The following is a 14,726-nucleotide window of genomic DNA, read 5'->3' as shown; positions in this document are numbered from 1 at the left end:
GGCAATTCCCCCGCCCGCCCAGCCAATCCACCGAGGAGAACTCATGACCCAGACCAATCCGCTCAAGGAACGCCTCGACGCCGGGCCCGTCATCTGCGCCGAAGGATTCCTGTTCGAGCTCGAGAAACGCGGCTACCTCACCGCCGGCGAGTTCGTCCCCGAGGTCGCGCTCGAATTCCCGGACGCGCTGCGGTCCCTGCACGTGGACTTCCAGCGCGCCGGTTCCGACATCGTCGAGGCCTTCACCTACAACGGCCACCGCGAGAAGATGCGCGTCATCGGCAAGGAGGACCTGCTCGAGCCGCTCAACCGCTCCGCCCTGCAGATCGCCCGCAGCGTCGCCGACGCGAAGCCCGGCAACTTCATGGCCGGCAACATCTCCAACTCGAACATCTGGGATCCCGCCGATGAGCAGAAGCAGGCCGAGGTCCGTGCGATGTTCGAGGAGATGGTCGGATGGGCCGTCGAGGAGGGTGCCGACCTCATCATCGGCGAGACCTTCTACTTCGCCGAGGAGGCGATCGCCGCGGCCGAGATCGCCAAGGCCAGCGGCCTGCCCGTCGTCCTCACCCTGGCCCCGATGGCCTTCCAGGAGATGGCCGACGGAGCCGGCATCGTCGAGACCGCGCAGCGTCTCGAGCAGCTCGGCGTCGATGTCGTCGGCCTCAACTGCTTCCGCGGGCCGGCGACGATGCTGCCGTGGCTGAAGAAGATCCGCGAAGCCGTGTCCTGTCACGTCGGCGCCCTGCCGATCCCCTACCGGACCACCGAGGAGGAGCCGACCTTCTTCAACCTCTCCGACCCGAACGCGGCAGTGCCGTCGCCGCACGGCCGGACGTTCCCCACCGCCCTGGATCCGCTGCAGACCAACCGCTACGAGATCGGCGCCTTCGCCAAGGAGGCCCATGACCTGGGCGTCAACTACATCGGCGTGTGCTGCGGCGCGACGCCGATGCACATCCGCGAGGTCGCCGAGGCGGTCGGTCTGACCACCGAGGCCAGCCGCTTCTCGGAGAACATGAGGAACCACTTCATGTACGGCGACAACGAGCGCCTCGCCGAGAACGTCGTCGCCCTCGGCGACCGCGCCTGAGCACTGACGCATCGGCGTCGGCCCACCGGTGCGGTTCGTCCGGAGGTCGCACGGGTCGCGCTGACGTCGACACACCGGGAGCGCCAATTCCCACCGTTGCAGCGGTGGGAATTGGCGCTCCGGCGTGTCGGTGCAAAGCTGCCGCGAGGAGTTGGCGCCAACGGTGCGAATTGCGCCTGCCGGTAGGCGTGACGCCTACCGGAGCGAAATGGGCCTACTTCACGCCCAGCTCGTCAAGGGCTGCCTCGAGGCGGGCGATGGTGCCGTCGATGTCGCCGAGCTTGTCGAGGCCGAACAGGCCGAGGCGGAACGACGAGAAGTCCTCGCCCTCGTCGCAGTGGAGGGGCACGCCGGCGGCCACCTGGACGCCGACCTCCTTGAACGCCGCACCCGACTTCAGCGTCGGATCGTCGGTGTGGACGACCACGACGCTCGGCGCGGCGAACTCGGCGGCCGCGACCGAGGGCAGACCGCGGTCGGCGAGGAGGGTGCGCACCCGGGTGCCGAGCTCGAACTGGGCAGCGGCGAGCTTGTCGAATCCCCGCTCCTCGGTCTCGCGCATGAGCGCGGCGTTGTGCGTGAGCGCATCGGTGGGCATCGTCGCATGGTACGGCGTGCGCCCGGCCTCGTACTCGTCGGCGATGAACAGCCACTTCCTCAGGTCCATCGCGAAGCTCGTCGACTGCGTCGATTCGACGGCCTCGCGCCCTGCCTCGGAGAGCATGACGTAGCCGGCGCAGGGCGATCCGCTCCATCCCTTCTGCGGGGCGGAGATGAGCACGTCGACGCCGAGGTCGGTCATCGAGGCCCACACCGCACCGGAGGCGATGCAGTCGAGGACGAACAGTCCGCCGACCGCGTGCACGGCCTCGCCGATGGCACGGACATAGTCGTCGGGCAGCAGCATTCCCGAGGCGGTCTCCACGTGCGGGGCGAAGACGACGGCCGGGCGTTCGCGCTCGATCGCGGCGACCACCTCGGCGATGGGCGCGGGCGCCCAGGCCGACTGCTGCTCGTCGCTGACCGGGGAGGCCTTGAGCACGGTCGTCTCGGCCGCGATGCTGCCGGCATCGAGGATCTGCGACCAGCGGAAGGAGAACAGGCCGTTGCGGACGATGAGGCACTTCTTCCCGGTCGCGATCTGCCGGGCGACGGATTCCATCGCATAGCTGCCGCCGCCGGGGACGATCGCCGCGGCGTGCGCGTCGTAGGCCTGGCGGAGGATGCGGTTGATGTCCTGCATGACGGTGGTGAACCGGGAGGACATGTGGTTGAGGGACCGGTCTGTGAAGACCACGGAGTACTCGAGGAGGCCGTCGGGATCGACGTCGTCATGTGGCAGTGTCATGGGCACAACATTGCCATGAAGTGCGGAATCGGGCCACCGCGTCCCACGCCGGCCGACTCAGACCTCGACTTCGCTGCGGTCCCCCGACCACAGCGTGTGGAAGGTCCCCGGACGGTCGACGCGTCCGTACGTGTGGGACCCGAAGAAGTCCCGCTGCCCCTGGACGAGCGCGGCCGAGGACCGCGGGGCGCGGATGCCGTCGTAGTAGGCGAGCGCCGAGGACAGCGCCGGCACCGGGACCCCGGCCCCGGCCGCCGCGACGACGACCTCGCGCAGGGACGACTGGGTGCCGTTGAGCGAATCGCGGAAGTACGGGGCCGTGAGCAGGGAGCTCAGCTGCGGATCCGCGGCATAGGCGTCGGCGATCCGGTCGAGGAAGCGGGCGCGGATGATGCAGCCGGCACGCCAGATCCTCGCGACCTCACCGAGGTCGGTGTCCCATCCGTGCTCGCGCGCGCCGACGGCGATCTCGTGGAGGCCCTGGACATAGGCGAGGATCTTGCCCGCGAAGAGCGCCTTCCTCACGGTCTCGACCCACGCCTCGGACTCCTCCGCCGAGGCGGCGGGCCGGGGTCCGTCGAGTGTGTCGCCGGCGCTGCGCAGCAGGGTGGCCGCGGACAGGGACCGGGCGAAGACCGCCTCGGCGATGGTGGCGATCGGCGCCCCGAGGTCGAGCCCGGTCTTCACCGTCCAGGCTCCGGTCCCCTTGGCCCCGGCCGAATCGGCGACGACGTCGACGAAGGGCCGACCGGTGAGCGGATCGGTGTGGGCGAGCACCTCGGCGGTGACCTCGACGAGATAGGACTCGAGCTCTCCCTCGTTCCACTGCGCGAACACCTCGGCGATCTCACCGGGCGCGAGACCCGCGCCCTCCCGGAGGAGGGCGTAGGCCTCGGCGATGAGCTGCATGTCGGCGTACTCGATGCCGTTGTGGATCATCTTGACGAAGTGGCCGGCGCCGTCGGTCCCGACATGGGCGATGCACGGCTCGCCGGCCGTCTCGGGCTCCCGCGCGGAGCTCGACTGCAGCGCCTCCTCCGGCGAGGGCTTCGGAACGTCCTCGGACCTCGCGTCCCCGGACCCGCGCGCCGTGCCGGTCTCCGACCCGCCCTCGGACTTCATCTCGGCCTTCGCGGCGATCGGCTCGAGGATGGGGCGCAGCCGCCTCCATGCGGCCTCGCTGCCGCCGACCATCATCGACGGTCCCGTCAGGGCACCGACCTCCCCTCCGGAGATGCCGACCCCGGCGAATTCGATCCCGGACCTCTCCACCGCCCGGCCGCGGGCGATCGTGTCGGTGAAGAGGGAGTTGCCGCCGTCGACGATGATGTCGCCGGATTCGAACACCGCGACGAGGTCACTGATTGCCGAGTCGGTCGCCCGTCCGGCGTTGACCATGAGGATCGCGACCCGCGGCCCGTGGAGCATCGAGGCGAGCTGGGCCGGGGAGTCGGCGACGAGGAACTCGGCCTCGGGGTGGGCGGCCGCGACGGCGCGGGCGCGCTCGACGTCCCGGTCGTAGATCGCCACCCGCGTCCCCGGCTGGGAGGCCAGGTTCCTCGCGAGGTTGGATCCCATGACTCCGGTCCCGATCACGCCCACATCAGCGGTCATTGCCACTCCTCTTCCTCGTGTCCGAGGTGTGCGACGTCCTCGCACCCTCGCCAGTCCCTGCGACCGACAGTACTCTGGGGAGTGTGCACAGCACTCGCCCCGACCGCCTCAGCGGTGCCGCCGCCGCAGGGGCCAGGCACTCTTGACAGTCCTGGCCCGCCTCGCCTACGGTTCTATAAATCTGATTTATTGACAGAAGTCTAGCAATATCATCATATGTTTTCGAGAGGTTGACGGAGATGGAACACGGCGCTCGCCAGAGGTTCGCATCCCTCCCTCCCTTCATCGTCATGGGCGTCTCCGGGACCGGGAAGACGACGGTCGGACAGCTGCTCGCCGCTGAGCTCGGCATCGAGTTCCTCGATGGAGACGACCTCCACAGTGCGGCGAACAAGGCGAAGATGGCCTCGGGGACCCCGCTCGACGACGATGACCGGTGGCCGTGGCTGCGGGCGGTCGCGCTCCATCTGGGGTCGGACTCCCCACCCGTCATCGCGTGCTCGGCCCTCAAGCGCGCCTACCGCGACTACCTGCGGGCGCGGGTGCCCCAGGCCTTCTTCATCCACCTCACCGGGGCCAAGGAGAAGATCGTCGAGCACCTGGCCTTCCGCTCCCACGAATTCATGTCCCCCACCCTCGTCGACTCGCAGCTGAGCACCCTCGAGCCGCTCGACCCCGACGAGGCCCACCTCATCGCCCCGATCGACGTCCCGCCCGACGAGGTCTGCAGGACCATCCTCGCCAAGCTCGCCGAGTCCCTCCCCGAGGCGACCGCGACGACCGATGCCGACCCCGAGGCGGCCGCGACGACCGACGCCACCGACTCCGACCGCTCCCCCACCCACCGTCCCCACGCCGACCACTAGAGACCTCGAGGAAGAGGAATGACCGACATCTCACTCAACTGGACCCTGCCCGCTTCCGCCCTGCTGGGCATCGCGGCGGTCGCCATCGCCCTCCTGCTCCTCCTCATCATCCGCTTCCGGCTCCATGCGTTCATCGCCCTCGTGGTCGTCAGCGTCATCACCGCCCTCGCCGCCGGGATCGCCCCCGCCGACCTCGTCACCGTCCTCTACGACGGCTTCGGGTCGACCCTGGCCAGCGTCGCCCTCCTCGTCGGCCTCGGGGCGATGCTCGGGCGGATGCTCGAGCTCTCCGGGGGCGCTCAGGTCCTCACGGATGCCCTCATCCGCGTGTTCGGGGAGAAGCGCGCACCATTGGCGCTCGGCGTCACGTCACTGCTGTTCGGATTCCCGATCTTCTTCGACGCCGGGCTCGTCGTCATGCTGCCGATCATCTTCACCGTCGCCCGGCGCCTCGGCGGCTCCCTGCTCCTCTACGCCTTCCCCGCCGCGCTGGCGTTCTCGGCGATGCACATCTTCGTCCCGCCGCACCCGGGTCCGGTCGCGGCGTCCGGACTGCTCGAGGCCAATGTCGGCCTCGTCCTCATCTGCGGCCTCATCATCGCCATCCCCACGTGGTACCTCGTCGGCTACCTGTTCGGCCTCGCCGTCGGTCGGCGCTTCGACGTGCCCGTGCCGACGATCCTCGCCGGCAACGGCAATGAGGAGTTCCACGACTTCGAATCCTCGCCGAGGCTCTCGACCGTCGTCTTCCTCCTGGCCCTGCCGCTGGTGCTCATCTTCCTCAACACCGGCCTCAACTTCGCCGGTCAGGCCGGCTGGATCGATGCCGAGACGACCGCGGTGACGATCCTGCGGATGCTCGGCGAGACGCCGATCGCCCTCCTCATCACGGTCTTCGCGGCCATGTGGCTGCTGGGATGGCGCAAGCGCAAGGACGCCACGCTGGTCGAGACCATCGTCGATTCCGCGCTCGGCCCCGTCTGCTCGATCATCCTCATCACCGGCGCCGGCGGGATGTTCGGCGGCGTCCTGCGGGCGAGCGGGATCGGCGACTCGATCGCCGACTCCCTGGCCGCCCTCGGACTGCCGGTCATCGTCGCCGGGTTCATCATCGCCGCGATCGTGCGCGTCGCCCAGGGCTCGGCCACGGTGGCGCTGACGACGGCGGCCGCCCTCATGCAGCCGGTCGTCGTCGGCAATCCGGACTTCTCGAGCCTGCAGGTCGTCGCGATCGTCCTCGCCCTGGCCGCCGGCTCCGTGTTCGCCAGCCATGTCAACGACTCCGGATTCTGGCTCGTCTCCCGGTTCTTCGGCATGGACACGAAGACGACCCTGAAGACCTGGACCGTGGCCCAGGCGCTCCTCGGCGTCGTCGGGTTCGCCTTCAGCCTCGCCCTCTACGGCATCGCCGGCCTCGCCTGAGGCCCGACGGCGTCAGTCCGTGCGCAGCCGGGTTTCGCCGGCCCAAGCGTCCTCCATCTCGTCGAACGCCCTGACCATGATCTTCGTCATCGCCTCATGGGCCCGCTGCGGATCCTGGGCGCCGATCGCATCGGCGACGTCGAAATGCCACTGCAGCGCCTCGGGGTGGGGGAAGCGCGGCATCAGTCCGGCGTTCGTCCGTCCCGTGAGGATCTCGGCGACGACCGAGTCGAAGGAGGCGAAGAGCTCGTTGCCGCCGGCTCGCAGCACCGCCCGGTGGTAGGCGATGTCGGCGTCGAGGACGGCCTCGACATCGCCGCTGCGGCCGGCCGAGCGCATCCGCGCCGCCAGGTGCATGATCTCCTCGGCGGCGGCCGCGTCCGCGTGGAGTGCCGCCAAGTGCGCGGCCTGCGGTTCGATGGCGACGCGCAGCTCCGTCAGCGACCGCAGCTGGATGCCCGGGTGTGCGGCCATCCGCCAGCGCACGACGAGCGGGTCGAGGATCGTCCACTCTCGCATCGCGAGGATGACCAGTCCGAGGCGGCGGACCGGCTTGACCATGCCGAGCGACTCGAGGACGCGCACGACCTCCCTGACGACGGACACGGAGACCTCGTAGCGTGAGCGCAGCTCCTCGGTGCGGATCACCGTGCCGGGGGCGAGTGCGCCGGAGACGATGTCGGTGCCGACGGCGTTGAGCACGCTCTCGTGGAGGTTCCCGCCGGCGGTCATCGGGAGTCGTGCACCACGTGCGCGCCCGGTGCCGGTCCCGTCGTCCTGATCGCCTCCTTCACCCCGCGTGTGGCCTGCAGCAGCACGGCGAGGTCGAGGGCGTGGTGGGCGTCGCGGGCGAGGAACCCGATCGTCGGTCCCGAGCCGCTGAGCAGGGGCAGGAGCGCACCGGCGGCGCGCCCGGCCTCCATCACCTCGGCGAGTTCGGGCATCGCGGAGACCGCCGCCTCGGTGAGGTCGTTCGCGGCCGCGGCGGCCAGCGCGTCGGGATCCCCCGCGGCGAGCGCCGTGAGGACCTGGTCGGGGACGACCGCGGGCTCCGGGGCGGGGTTGAGCTCGTCGAAGCGGGCGTAGATGCGCGGGGTCGACAGCTGCCCCGCCGAGGTGGCGAGCACCCAGTGGAAGGACCCGCGGGTGAGGACCGGGGTGAGCTTCTCACCGCGGCCGCGCCCGATCGCCGTCCCTCCGCGCAGGAGGAAGGCGACATCGGCGCCGACGGCGACCGCGCACTCGTGGAGGACCTCGTCGCGGACGCCTCCGACGAGGTGGGCCGCGCCGACCAGGGCGGCCGCGGCATCGGCCGAGCCCCCGCCCATCCCCCCGGCCACGGGCACCTGCTTGTCGATGACGATGTCGAGGTCGTGGAGGACGTCGAGGTCCTTCCAGCCCTCGAGGGCCTCGATGAGGGACCTCACGGCCCGGCGGGCGATGTTCGTCTCGTCCTGGGGCACTCCCGCCTCGGCGTACCTCCCCCGCACCTCGATGCGGCCGCTGCCGCCGGGGATGAGCGTGAGGGTCTCGGTGAGGTTGAGCGCCTGGAAGACGGTCGCGAGCTCGTGATAGCCGTGTTCGTCGAGGCCGCCGACGCCGAGGTGGACGTTGATCTTCCCGGGAGCGCGCACCGTGATCGGGGCCAGGGCGCGGGCCGGGCTCGGGGCGTTCATGCCCGTCCGTCCTCGCTCAGCGCGTGGCCGGCGGCGGCGAGGCGTTCGAAGTCGGCGACGCCGAGCGCCTCCCCCCGGGTGCGTGGGTCGATCCCCGCCGCGTGGAGGATCTCCTCGGCCCTCTGCGGGCTGCCGGCCCAGGTCGCCAGGGCCGCGCGCAGGGTCTTGCGGCGCTGCGCGAAGGCGGCGTCGACGAGGCCGAACAGGCGACGACGCTCCTGCGGGTCCCGCTCGGTGCGGGTGACGTCGATGCGGACGAGGCCGGAGTCGATGTTCGGGGCCGGCCAGAAGACGTTCTTGCCGATGCGCCCGGCCAGGGTGACGTCCCCGTACCACTGCGCCTTGACGCTCGGCACCCCGTAGGTCCGCGAGCCGGGGCCGGCCGACAGGCGCTCGGCGACCTCGAGCTGGACCATGACGAGGACGGATCTCAGGCTGGGGAAGATCTCGAGGAAGTGCAGGAGCACCGGCACGGCCACGTTGTAGGGCAGGTTGGCGACGAGGGCCTGCGGCTCGACGGGCAGCGCGGTGACGCGCAGGGCGTCGGCGTTGACGAGGTCGAACCGAGCGGCGGCCGAGGGCTCCGCGGCGTCACCGGAGGCGTCGCCCGCCTCGGCGAGGGTGTCCGTCTCCGGGACCGCATACTCGGCGATCGTCACCGGCAGCCGCGCGGCGAGGACGTCGTCGATCTCGACGGCGGTGACGTGATGACCGGCTTCGAGGAGGCCGAGGGTCAGCGAGCCCAGTCCGGGGCCGATCTCGACGACGTTCTGCGGCCCGTCGAGGTCCGCCGCGGCGACGATCGAGCGCACGGTGTTGGGGTCGATGACGAAGTTCTGGCCCCGCTGCTTCGTGGGGCGCAGTCCTAGGTCAGCGGCGATCTCGCGGATGTCGCGGGCGGTCAGTAGCGTCACAGCCAACAACTTACATCACCGCTTCTCCGCGGACACAGGACGCGGTGCACGTGCCGCGGCCGTGGCGATAGGGTGAACCCATGGATCCGCAGACTCTCACCGAACTCCTCGACGTCTCCGTCCTCGACCGGCTCGACCGCATCGAGGACCTGCCCGCCGATGAGCTCGCCCGGTCCGCGGCCCTGCGGAAGGAGGGGTACTCCGCCGAGGTGACCGCCGCTCTGCTCACGCAGGCGCGGCTGCGCAAGGACGCCGAGGCGAAGCTCGGCCCGTTCGCCGCCGAGATGCTCTTCACCCGCGACGGTCTGGCCCAGGCCACCCGGCTGCCGGTCGCGGCCCACCATGCCCGCCGCTTCCTCGGCGAGGGCGGGGAGGCGGTGACGATCGCCGATCTCGGCTGCGGGATCGGGGCGGACGCGTTCGCCTTCGCCGGGCTCGGCGCCGAGGTCACGGCCGTCGACTCCGACGAGGTCACCGCCGCCATCGCCAGCTACAACCTCCGCCACCTCTCCAGCGTCCGCGTCGAGCACGCCCGCGCCGAGGACATCGACACCTCCGGATTCGACGCCCTGTGGTTCGATCCGGCGCGCCGGCGGATCGGCCGGGGCACCAGGCAGGGCTCGACCTCGCGCATCACCGACCCCGACGAGTTCTCCCCCTCCCTGTCCTGGGTCGTCGCCCAGGCGCTGGCGGCACGCTCGGCCGGGGTCAAGCTCGGTCCCGCGCTCGACCACGCGCTCATCCCCGACGAGGCCGAGGCCCAATGGGTCTCCCACGGCGGCGAGGTCGTCGAGGTGTGCCTGTACTTCGGGGCCGCCCGGCAGCGGCCCGGCCGCAGCGCCCTGGTCATGGGCGAGCGCACCCTGCTCGTCCACGAGAACGACGTCCCGGCCGAGGACGAGTCCGGCATCGGCGAGCTCGGCGAGTACCTGCTCGAACCCGATGGGGCGATCGTGCGCGCCGGTCTGGTCACCGCGCTGTGCCCCGGGCTGCGGGCGCGCCGCGTGCACCCGCGCATCGCCTACCTCACGACCGACGACGAGCCCGCGGGCCCCGCCGCGGCCGGGGTCACGGCGTACCGGATCGCCGAGGTGCTGCCGGCGAAGATCCCGACCCTGCGCCGTGAGCTCATCGCCCGCGGGATCGGGTCCGTGGTCATCAAGAAACGCGGCGCCGACATCGTCCCCGACCAGGTCAGGCGTCAGCTCAAGCTTCCGAAGGGCGAGCGCGCGACTCTCGTGTTCACGCGGGTCGGCGAGCGCCATGTCGTCCTTCTCACCCACCCGGTGACACCAACGACCAAGGAGACCGCATCATGACCCGAGCGGACGTGCTCATCACCGCCGAGGAGCTGCTCGAGAAGCTGACCACCGGCTCCGCGCCGAGGCTGCTCGACGTCCGGTGGACGCTGACGAAGCCCGACGGTCGCGACGACTTCGCGGCCGGGCACATTCCCGGCGCCGTCTACGTCGACCTCGACACCGAACTCGCCGACCATTCCGCGACCGATCCGACGGCCGGCCGCCATCCCCTCCCCTCACCGGAGCGGTTCGAGCAGCAGGTGCGCCGGTGGGGCATCGACGCCCTCACCGATGTCGTCGTCTACGACGACAACTCCGCCCTCGGCGCCGCCCGTGCCTGGTGGCTGCTGCGGTGGGCCGGGCTCAACGCGCGGGTCCTCGACGGGGGCCTGCGCGCCTGGCTCGAGGCCGGAGGCGAGCTCGAGACCGGTCCGGGTGCGACGGTGGACCCGAGCACGGTGACCATCTCCGCCGGGTCGCTGCCGGTCATCGACGCGGACGCGGCGGCCGCGTTCGACGGCGTGCTGCTCGATGCCCGCGCGAAGGAGCGCTTCCGCGGCGAGGTCGAACCGCTCGATCCGCGGGCCGGGCACATCCCGGGGGCGAAGAGCGCCCCGGCGACGGACAACACGAGCGGAGGACGGTTCCTCGACGACGCGGCGCTGCGCGCCCGGTTCGCCGAGCTCGGCGCACTCGAGCAGCCCGTCGGCGTCTACTGCGGTTCCGGGGTCACGGCCTGCCACAATGCGCTGGCGCTCGCGACGCTCGGCGTCGACTCCGTCCTCTACCCGGCGAGCTGGTCCGGCTGGTCCTCCGATCCCGCCCGTCCGGTCGAGACCGAGTGACCGTGGCCTGACCGGCGGAGGGGTTGACGACCGCTGCCAAGAAGTGGAATCGCGCTGCACTTGAGCCGCGCGATTCCACTTTCAGGTCGCGGTGACGGCGCGGGCGTTGAAAAGCGGCACCATACCCTGGTGGCAGCGGCTGCCGAGTGGGCGAGCCAGCGACCGGCACAGGATCAGGCGCAGTCGGGAGCCTCGTCGCTGCCCGGATATTCCACGGGCAGCCGTCCCGCGGCGCTCAGTTCGCCCTTGAGCCACTTCGCCACCGCCCGCAGAGCGAACGGGTTGTCGTCATACGCCGTCACCGCCGACGGCGCCGAGGTGCTGCGCATCGTCCACGGGGCGGCGGTCCCGACCGCGACGTCGGCAGAGGTCTGCGGGCTCAGGGAGACGGTCGTTCCCCCTGATCCCACCCGCAGGCCCTCGTCCTCGGCCGCCGCCGTGAGGGCGGCCGTCTCCGCCTCGCTGCCGCCGACGATGTCGATCGAGTCGGTTCCGGGGAACTCGCACTCGCCCTTGAGCACCGTCAGCGACTTCTCGGCGACCTCGGTGAGGACGGCCTCGCTGCCGCCGCTTCCCGACCCGCCTGCGGCCTCGACGCTCCTCTGTGCCTCCTCGGTCGCGAGCTGCATCGCCACCACCCGCTCGGCCTTCTCGACGAGGTCGTCCCTCTTCAGGTCCCCGGAGCCGAGGGCGGCCAGCACCGCCTGCTGTGCGGCGGCCGAATCCGGCGGCATGAGCGCGAGGTCGGCACCGGCCTTGAGCGCCCGGACGGTCTCGCCGCCGCCGAGGTCCTGCGGGACGGCCTTCATGTTGAGCGCATCGGTGACGATGACTCCGTCGTGGTCGAGCGTGTCCCGCAGCGCCGAGTAGGCCTCCTCGTTGAGGGTGGCCGGAGTCGTCGTCGCGTCCGGCAGCGCGATGTGCCCCATCATCACCATCGGCACCCCCGCCTCGACGGCGGACCGGAACGGCAGCAGGTCGGTGTCCTCGAGCTCGTCGATGCTCTTCGTCGACACCGGCAGGGACTCGTGGGAGTCGACGCCCAGCCGACCGTGCCCCGGGAAGTGCTTGGCCGCCCCGGCCATCCCGCCCGCCCAGTAACCCTCGACGACGGAGGCGACCACCTCGGCGACGTCCTCGTGATCGTCCCCGGCGGAGCGGACGTTGATCGTCACATCGTCGGGCCCGGTCGTCACGTCCGCGGTCGGGGCGAAGTCGATCGTGAAGCCGAGGTCGGTGAGGTCCCTGGCCTGCACGGCCGTCGCCTCGGCGGTGAGCCCGAGGTCACCGGTGGCCGCGAGGGCCATGAGCGGAGGGAACGGCAGGGCTCCCGTGCTCAGCCGGGACACGGGCCCGCCCTCCTGGTCGACGCCGATCGACACGGGCCGACCCTCGGTGCGGGCACCGGCGAGCGCCTCGGTGACCCCGGCGACCTGCGCGGGTTCGGGGGTCTCGGGAAGGTTGTCCTTCATGACGATGACCCCGCCGAGGTGGTGCTCGGTGATGAGGCGAACCCCGGCCTGCGTGTCGGTGCCGGCCCAGGTGCCGATGATGACGGAGCCGGCGAGCTCCTCGTCGGAGAGACCGCCGACGATGTCCTCGGCCTCGTCGGCGAAGTCGGCCGGGGAGATGTCGGCGGGCGCCGGCAGGTCCTCGGGTGAGGGTGTCGGAGCCGAGGGATCACCGGTGGGCGCCTCCTCGGGAGCGCTCGACGAGCAGCCGGCGAGCGCGAGAGCCATGGTCAGTGCCGTGCAGGTGAGACCGAAACGCATGACCCCATGCTACTGGTCACGGACAGCCGGCCGCCCGGACCGCATCCTCGGGTCGCTCGGAGGCGGGAAACCGGCTCATGTCATGAGGCGTCGCACACGACTGTTCGCGCACCGGGAATGCCGCCGTCCCCTACTATGATCGGTCCATGGTCGATTTCGCACGCTCACCCCGTTCCACCATCGGTGTCGAATGGGAACTGGCTCTCATCGATGGTCACAGCCTGGATCTGGCTCCCGCTGCCGAGGATCTGCTCGCGGCCGTCGCGGAGCACACCCCGGACTTCGAGAACCGGATCGTCGGCGAGATGCTCACGAACACGATCGAACTCGTCACCGGCGTGCACACCGATGTCCCCGGCATCGCCGCGGACCTCAGCGAGGCGATGGCCACCCTGCGCACCCTCACCGATCCGCGCGGGATCGAGCTCATGTGCGCGGGCACGCACCCGTTCGCCCAGTGGCAGACGCAGGAGATCCGGCCGAAGGACCGCTATCTCGAGCTCGTCGACCGCACCCAGTGGTGGGGGCGGAACATGCTCATCTACGGCGTGCACGTCCATGTCGGCATCGACTCCCGCGACAAGGTGCTGCCGATCCTCAACGCGCTCCTCGCCTATGTCCCCCACCTCCAGGCGCTGAGCGCCTCGTCGCCGTTCTGGGGCGGCACGGACACCGGCTATGCCTCGAACCGCGCGATGATGTTCCAGCAGCTGCCCACCGCCGGGCTGCCGTTCCAGTTCGAGACGTGGGCCGACTACGAGAGCTACGTCGAGGACATGCTCAAGACCGGGATCATCGACCACATCAACGAGATCCGCTGGGACATCCGCCCCTCCCCGCACTGGGGCACGGTCGAGGTCCGGGTCTGCGACGGGGTGCCCACCCTCGAGGAGATCTCCGCGCTCACCGCGCTCATCCAGTGCCTCGTCGACGACTTCTCCGCCCGCCTCGACGCGGGAGAGACCCTGCCGACGATGCCCGACTGGTTCCACGCCGAGAACAAGTGGCGCGCCGCCCGGTACGGGATGGAGGCGATCATCATCGAGAACGCCGCGGCCGATGAGCGCCTCGTCACCGAATGCCTCGCCGACGAGATCGAGCGCCTCGGCCCCACCGCCGAGCGTCTCGGCTGCCTGCCGGAGCTGCGGTCGATCACCGCCCTCATCGAGCGCGGCGTGTCCTACCAGCGACAGCGCGAGGTGTTCAGGACCACGGGCTCGCTCACCGAGGTGACCCGCTCCCTCATCGGAGACCTGAGGTCGTCGAAGCCCTGCGCGGTCCCCGCGGATCGGGCCTGATTCCGCCCGCACCCGACACGGCCTGATTCCGCCCGCGGGTCCTCCGGTCATGCCCCGACCCGGCGTGAGCCCGGCTACGAGTGGTCGTTGAGGAGCGCCAGGAGCTCGGGAAGCGCCGAGGCGACCCCGGGGTGCAGCGGGTAGTCGTCGAGTTCGTCGATCGGCACCCACCTCACCTCGAGGCTCTCGGGGTCGTTGACCTTCGCCTCGACGGGGCGCCGGGTCCTCGCGATGACCGTCGTGTAGCTCCAGACCTCGAGGTCGAGGACGTGGGTGGCGAGGATCTCGATGTCCGAGGCGGCCTCGGGCACCCCGGCCTCCTCGTGGGATTCGCGCAGGGCCGCGGAGATCGCGTCCTCGCCGATGTCGCGGGCCCCGCCCGGAAAGCCCCAGGTCCCGCCCTGGGCCGACCACAGGGCGCGGTGCTGGAGGAGCACTCCGCGCCGCGGGTCGAGGAGCATGAGGCCCGCCGCTCCCTCGAGGCCCCAGAACCTGCGACCGTCGCCGGTGGTCACCCAGCCGTCGCCGGAGCGTAGTTCCCGCTCCGGGGGTCGTTCGCTCTCAGGAGTGGACATGG

13 protein-coding genes are annotated in these 14,726 nt (G+C 70.9%); 6 read left to right on the top strand and 7 right to left on the bottom strand.

Features of this window, described 5'->3' with window-relative positions; genetic code table 11:
* The first annotated feature begins 43 nt into the window (after positions 1-43).
* Complete coding sequence (locus DFO65_RS00730; RefSeq protein WP_113902505.1) at positions 44-1,093, top strand: homocysteine S-methyltransferase family protein; 1,050 nt, start codon at positions 44-46, stop codon at positions 1,091-1,093.
* 214 nt (positions 1,094-1,307) lie between these two features.
* Here the strand turns inward: DFO65_RS00730 and DFO65_RS00725 are convergent, their stop codons facing one another.
* Both DFO65_RS00725 and gndA read right to left on the bottom strand, forming a co-directional pair.
* Positions 1,308-2,441 (bottom strand): pyridoxal-phosphate-dependent aminotransferase family protein, encoded by a 1,134-nt coding sequence (locus DFO65_RS00725; RefSeq protein WP_113902504.1) that lies wholly within the window; start codon positions 2,439-2,441, stop codon positions 1,308-1,310.
* A gap of 57 nt (positions 2,442-2,498) precedes the next feature.
* Entirely contained in the window at positions 2,499-4,055 is a 1,557-nt protein-coding gene (gndA, locus tag DFO65_RS00720) for an NADP-dependent phosphogluconate dehydrogenase (RefSeq protein ID WP_113902503.1), read from the bottom strand.
* Between the two features lie 239 nt (positions 4,056-4,294).
* On the opposite strand from gndA, the gene DFO65_RS00715 reads away from it, so the two are divergent.
* On the top strand, positions 4,295-4,921 hold the full coding sequence (locus DFO65_RS00715; protein ID WP_113902502.1) for a gluconokinase: 627 nt from the start codon (positions 4,295-4,297) through the stop codon (positions 4,919-4,921).
* A gap of 18 nt (positions 4,922-4,939) precedes the next feature.
* Complete coding sequence (locus DFO65_RS00710; RefSeq protein ID WP_113902501.1) at positions 4,940-6,343, top strand: GntP family permease; 1,404 nt, start codon at positions 4,940-4,942, stop codon at positions 6,341-6,343.
* A 12-nt stretch (positions 6,344-6,355) separates the two neighbouring features.
* Here the strand turns inward: DFO65_RS00710 and DFO65_RS00705 are convergent, their stop codons facing one another.
* The 3 genes from DFO65_RS00705 to rsmA are packed head-to-tail and all read right to left on the bottom strand — an operon-like array spanning position 6,356 to position 8,933.
* The gene (locus DFO65_RS00705) at positions 6,356-7,075 is read right to left on the bottom strand and encodes a FadR/GntR family transcriptional regulator (protein ID WP_113902500.1); all 720 of its coding nucleotides are present in this window, start codon (positions 7,073-7,075) and stop codon (positions 6,356-6,358) included.
* Positions 7,072-8,019 carry a 4-(cytidine 5'-diphospho)-2-C-methyl-D-erythritol kinase gene (locus tag DFO65_RS00700; protein WP_113902499.1) on the bottom strand — a complete coding sequence of 316 codons (948 nt, stop codon included), beginning with the start codon at positions 8,017-8,019 and terminating at the stop codon, positions 7,072-7,074. The genes DFO65_RS00705 and DFO65_RS00700 overlap by 4 nt, the downstream gene beginning before the upstream one ends.
* Positions 8,016-8,933, bottom strand: coding sequence for a 16S rRNA (adenine(1518)-N(6)/adenine(1519)-N(6))-dimethyltransferase RsmA (gene rsmA / locus DFO65_RS00695; protein WP_113902498.1), 918 nt, complete (start codon positions 8,931-8,933; stop codon positions 8,016-8,018). Before rsmA ends, DFO65_RS00700 begins: the two co-directional genes overlap by 4 nt.
* Positions 8,934-9,013: 80 nt before the next feature.
* Here rsmA and DFO65_RS00690 point away from each other — a divergent pair, with 80 nt between their 5' ends.
* Together DFO65_RS00690 and DFO65_RS00685 are read left to right on the top strand one after the other, a co-directional pair.
* The gene (locus DFO65_RS00690; RefSeq protein ID WP_113902497.1) at positions 9,014-10,252 is read left to right on the top strand and encodes a class I SAM-dependent methyltransferase; all 1,239 of its coding nucleotides are present in this window, start codon (positions 9,014-9,016) and stop codon (positions 10,250-10,252) included.
* Positions 10,249-11,079, top strand: coding sequence for a sulfurtransferase (locus DFO65_RS00685; protein ID WP_113902496.1), 831 nt, complete (start codon positions 10,249-10,251; stop codon positions 11,077-11,079). Before DFO65_RS00690 ends, DFO65_RS00685 begins: the two co-directional genes overlap by 4 nt.
* Positions 11,080-11,252: 173 nt before the next feature.
* On the opposite strand, the gene DFO65_RS00680 is transcribed toward DFO65_RS00685, so the two are convergent.
* Positions 11,253-12,851: a glycoside hydrolase family 3 N-terminal domain-containing protein gene (locus tag DFO65_RS00680; RefSeq protein ID WP_113902495.1), complete on the bottom strand. Its 1,599-nt coding sequence runs from the start codon at positions 12,849-12,851 to the stop codon at positions 11,253-11,255.
* Positions 12,852-12,997: 146 nt separating this feature from the next.
* Here DFO65_RS00680 and DFO65_RS00675 point away from each other — a divergent pair, with 146 nt between their 5' ends.
* On the top strand, positions 12,998-14,149 hold the full coding sequence (locus DFO65_RS00675) for a glutamate--cysteine ligase (protein ID WP_113902494.1): 1,152 nt from the start codon (positions 12,998-13,000) through the stop codon (positions 14,147-14,149).
* Positions 14,150-14,223: 74 nt separating this feature from the next.
* Here DFO65_RS00675 and DFO65_RS00670 read toward each other — a convergent pair whose 3' ends face one another.
* Positions 14,224-14,724 carry an NUDIX domain-containing protein gene (locus DFO65_RS00670; RefSeq protein WP_113902493.1) on the bottom strand — a complete coding sequence of 167 codons (501 nt, stop codon included), beginning with the start codon at positions 14,722-14,724 and terminating at the stop codon, positions 14,224-14,226.
* Positions 14,725-14,726: the final 2 nt, after the last annotated feature.

It is taken from the genome of Brevibacterium sanguinis, from assembly GCF_003315415.1.
GTDB classification, from domain to species: Bacteria; Actinomycetota; Actinomycetes; order Actinomycetales; family Brevibacteriaceae; genus Brevibacterium; species Brevibacterium celere_A.
This window is presented reverse-complemented; position numbering and strand designations above follow the sequence as displayed.

Bases quoted from the DNA above. Each gene is read 5' to 3' on its own strand.
- DFO65_RS00730 (WP_113902505.1), top strand. From the start codon at position 44: ATGACCCAGACCAATCCGCTCAAGGAACGCCTCGACGCCGGGCCCGTC.
- DFO65_RS00725 (WP_113902504.1), bottom strand. From the start codon at position 2,441: ATGACACTGCCACATGACGACGTCGATCCCGACGGCCTCCTCGAGTAC.
- gndA (WP_113902503.1), bottom strand. From the start codon at position 4,055: ATGACCGCTGATGTGGGCGTGATCGGGACCGGAGTCATGGGATCCAAC.
- DFO65_RS00715 (WP_113902502.1), top strand. From the start codon at position 4,295: ATGGAACACGGCGCTCGCCAGAGGTTCGCATCCCTCCCTCCCTTCATC.
- DFO65_RS00710 (WP_113902501.1), top strand. From the start codon at position 4,940: ATGACCGACATCTCACTCAACTGGACCCTGCCCGCTTCCGCCCTGCTG.
- DFO65_RS00705 (WP_113902500.1), bottom strand. From the start codon at position 7,075: ATGACCGCCGGCGGGAACCTCCACGAGAGCGTGCTCAACGCCGTCGGC.
- DFO65_RS00700 (WP_113902499.1), bottom strand. From the start codon at position 8,019: ATGAACGCCCCGAGCCCGGCCCGCGCCCTGGCCCCGATCACGGTGCGC.
- DFO65_RS00690 (WP_113902497.1), top strand. From the start codon at position 9,014: ATGGATCCGCAGACTCTCACCGAACTCCTCGACGTCTCCGTCCTCGAC.
- DFO65_RS00685 (WP_113902496.1), top strand. From the start codon at position 10,249: ATGACCCGAGCGGACGTGCTCATCACCGCCGAGGAGCTGCTCGAGAAG.
- DFO65_RS00680 (WP_113902495.1), bottom strand. From the start codon at position 12,851: ATGCGTTTCGGTCTCACCTGCACGGCACTGACCATGGCTCTCGCGCTC.
- DFO65_RS00675 (WP_113902494.1), top strand. From the start codon at position 12,998: ATGGTCGATTTCGCACGCTCACCCCGTTCCACCATCGGTGTCGAATGG.
- DFO65_RS00670 (WP_113902493.1), bottom strand. From the start codon at position 14,724: ATGTCCACTCCTGAGAGCGAACGACCCCCGGAGCGGGAACTACGCTCC.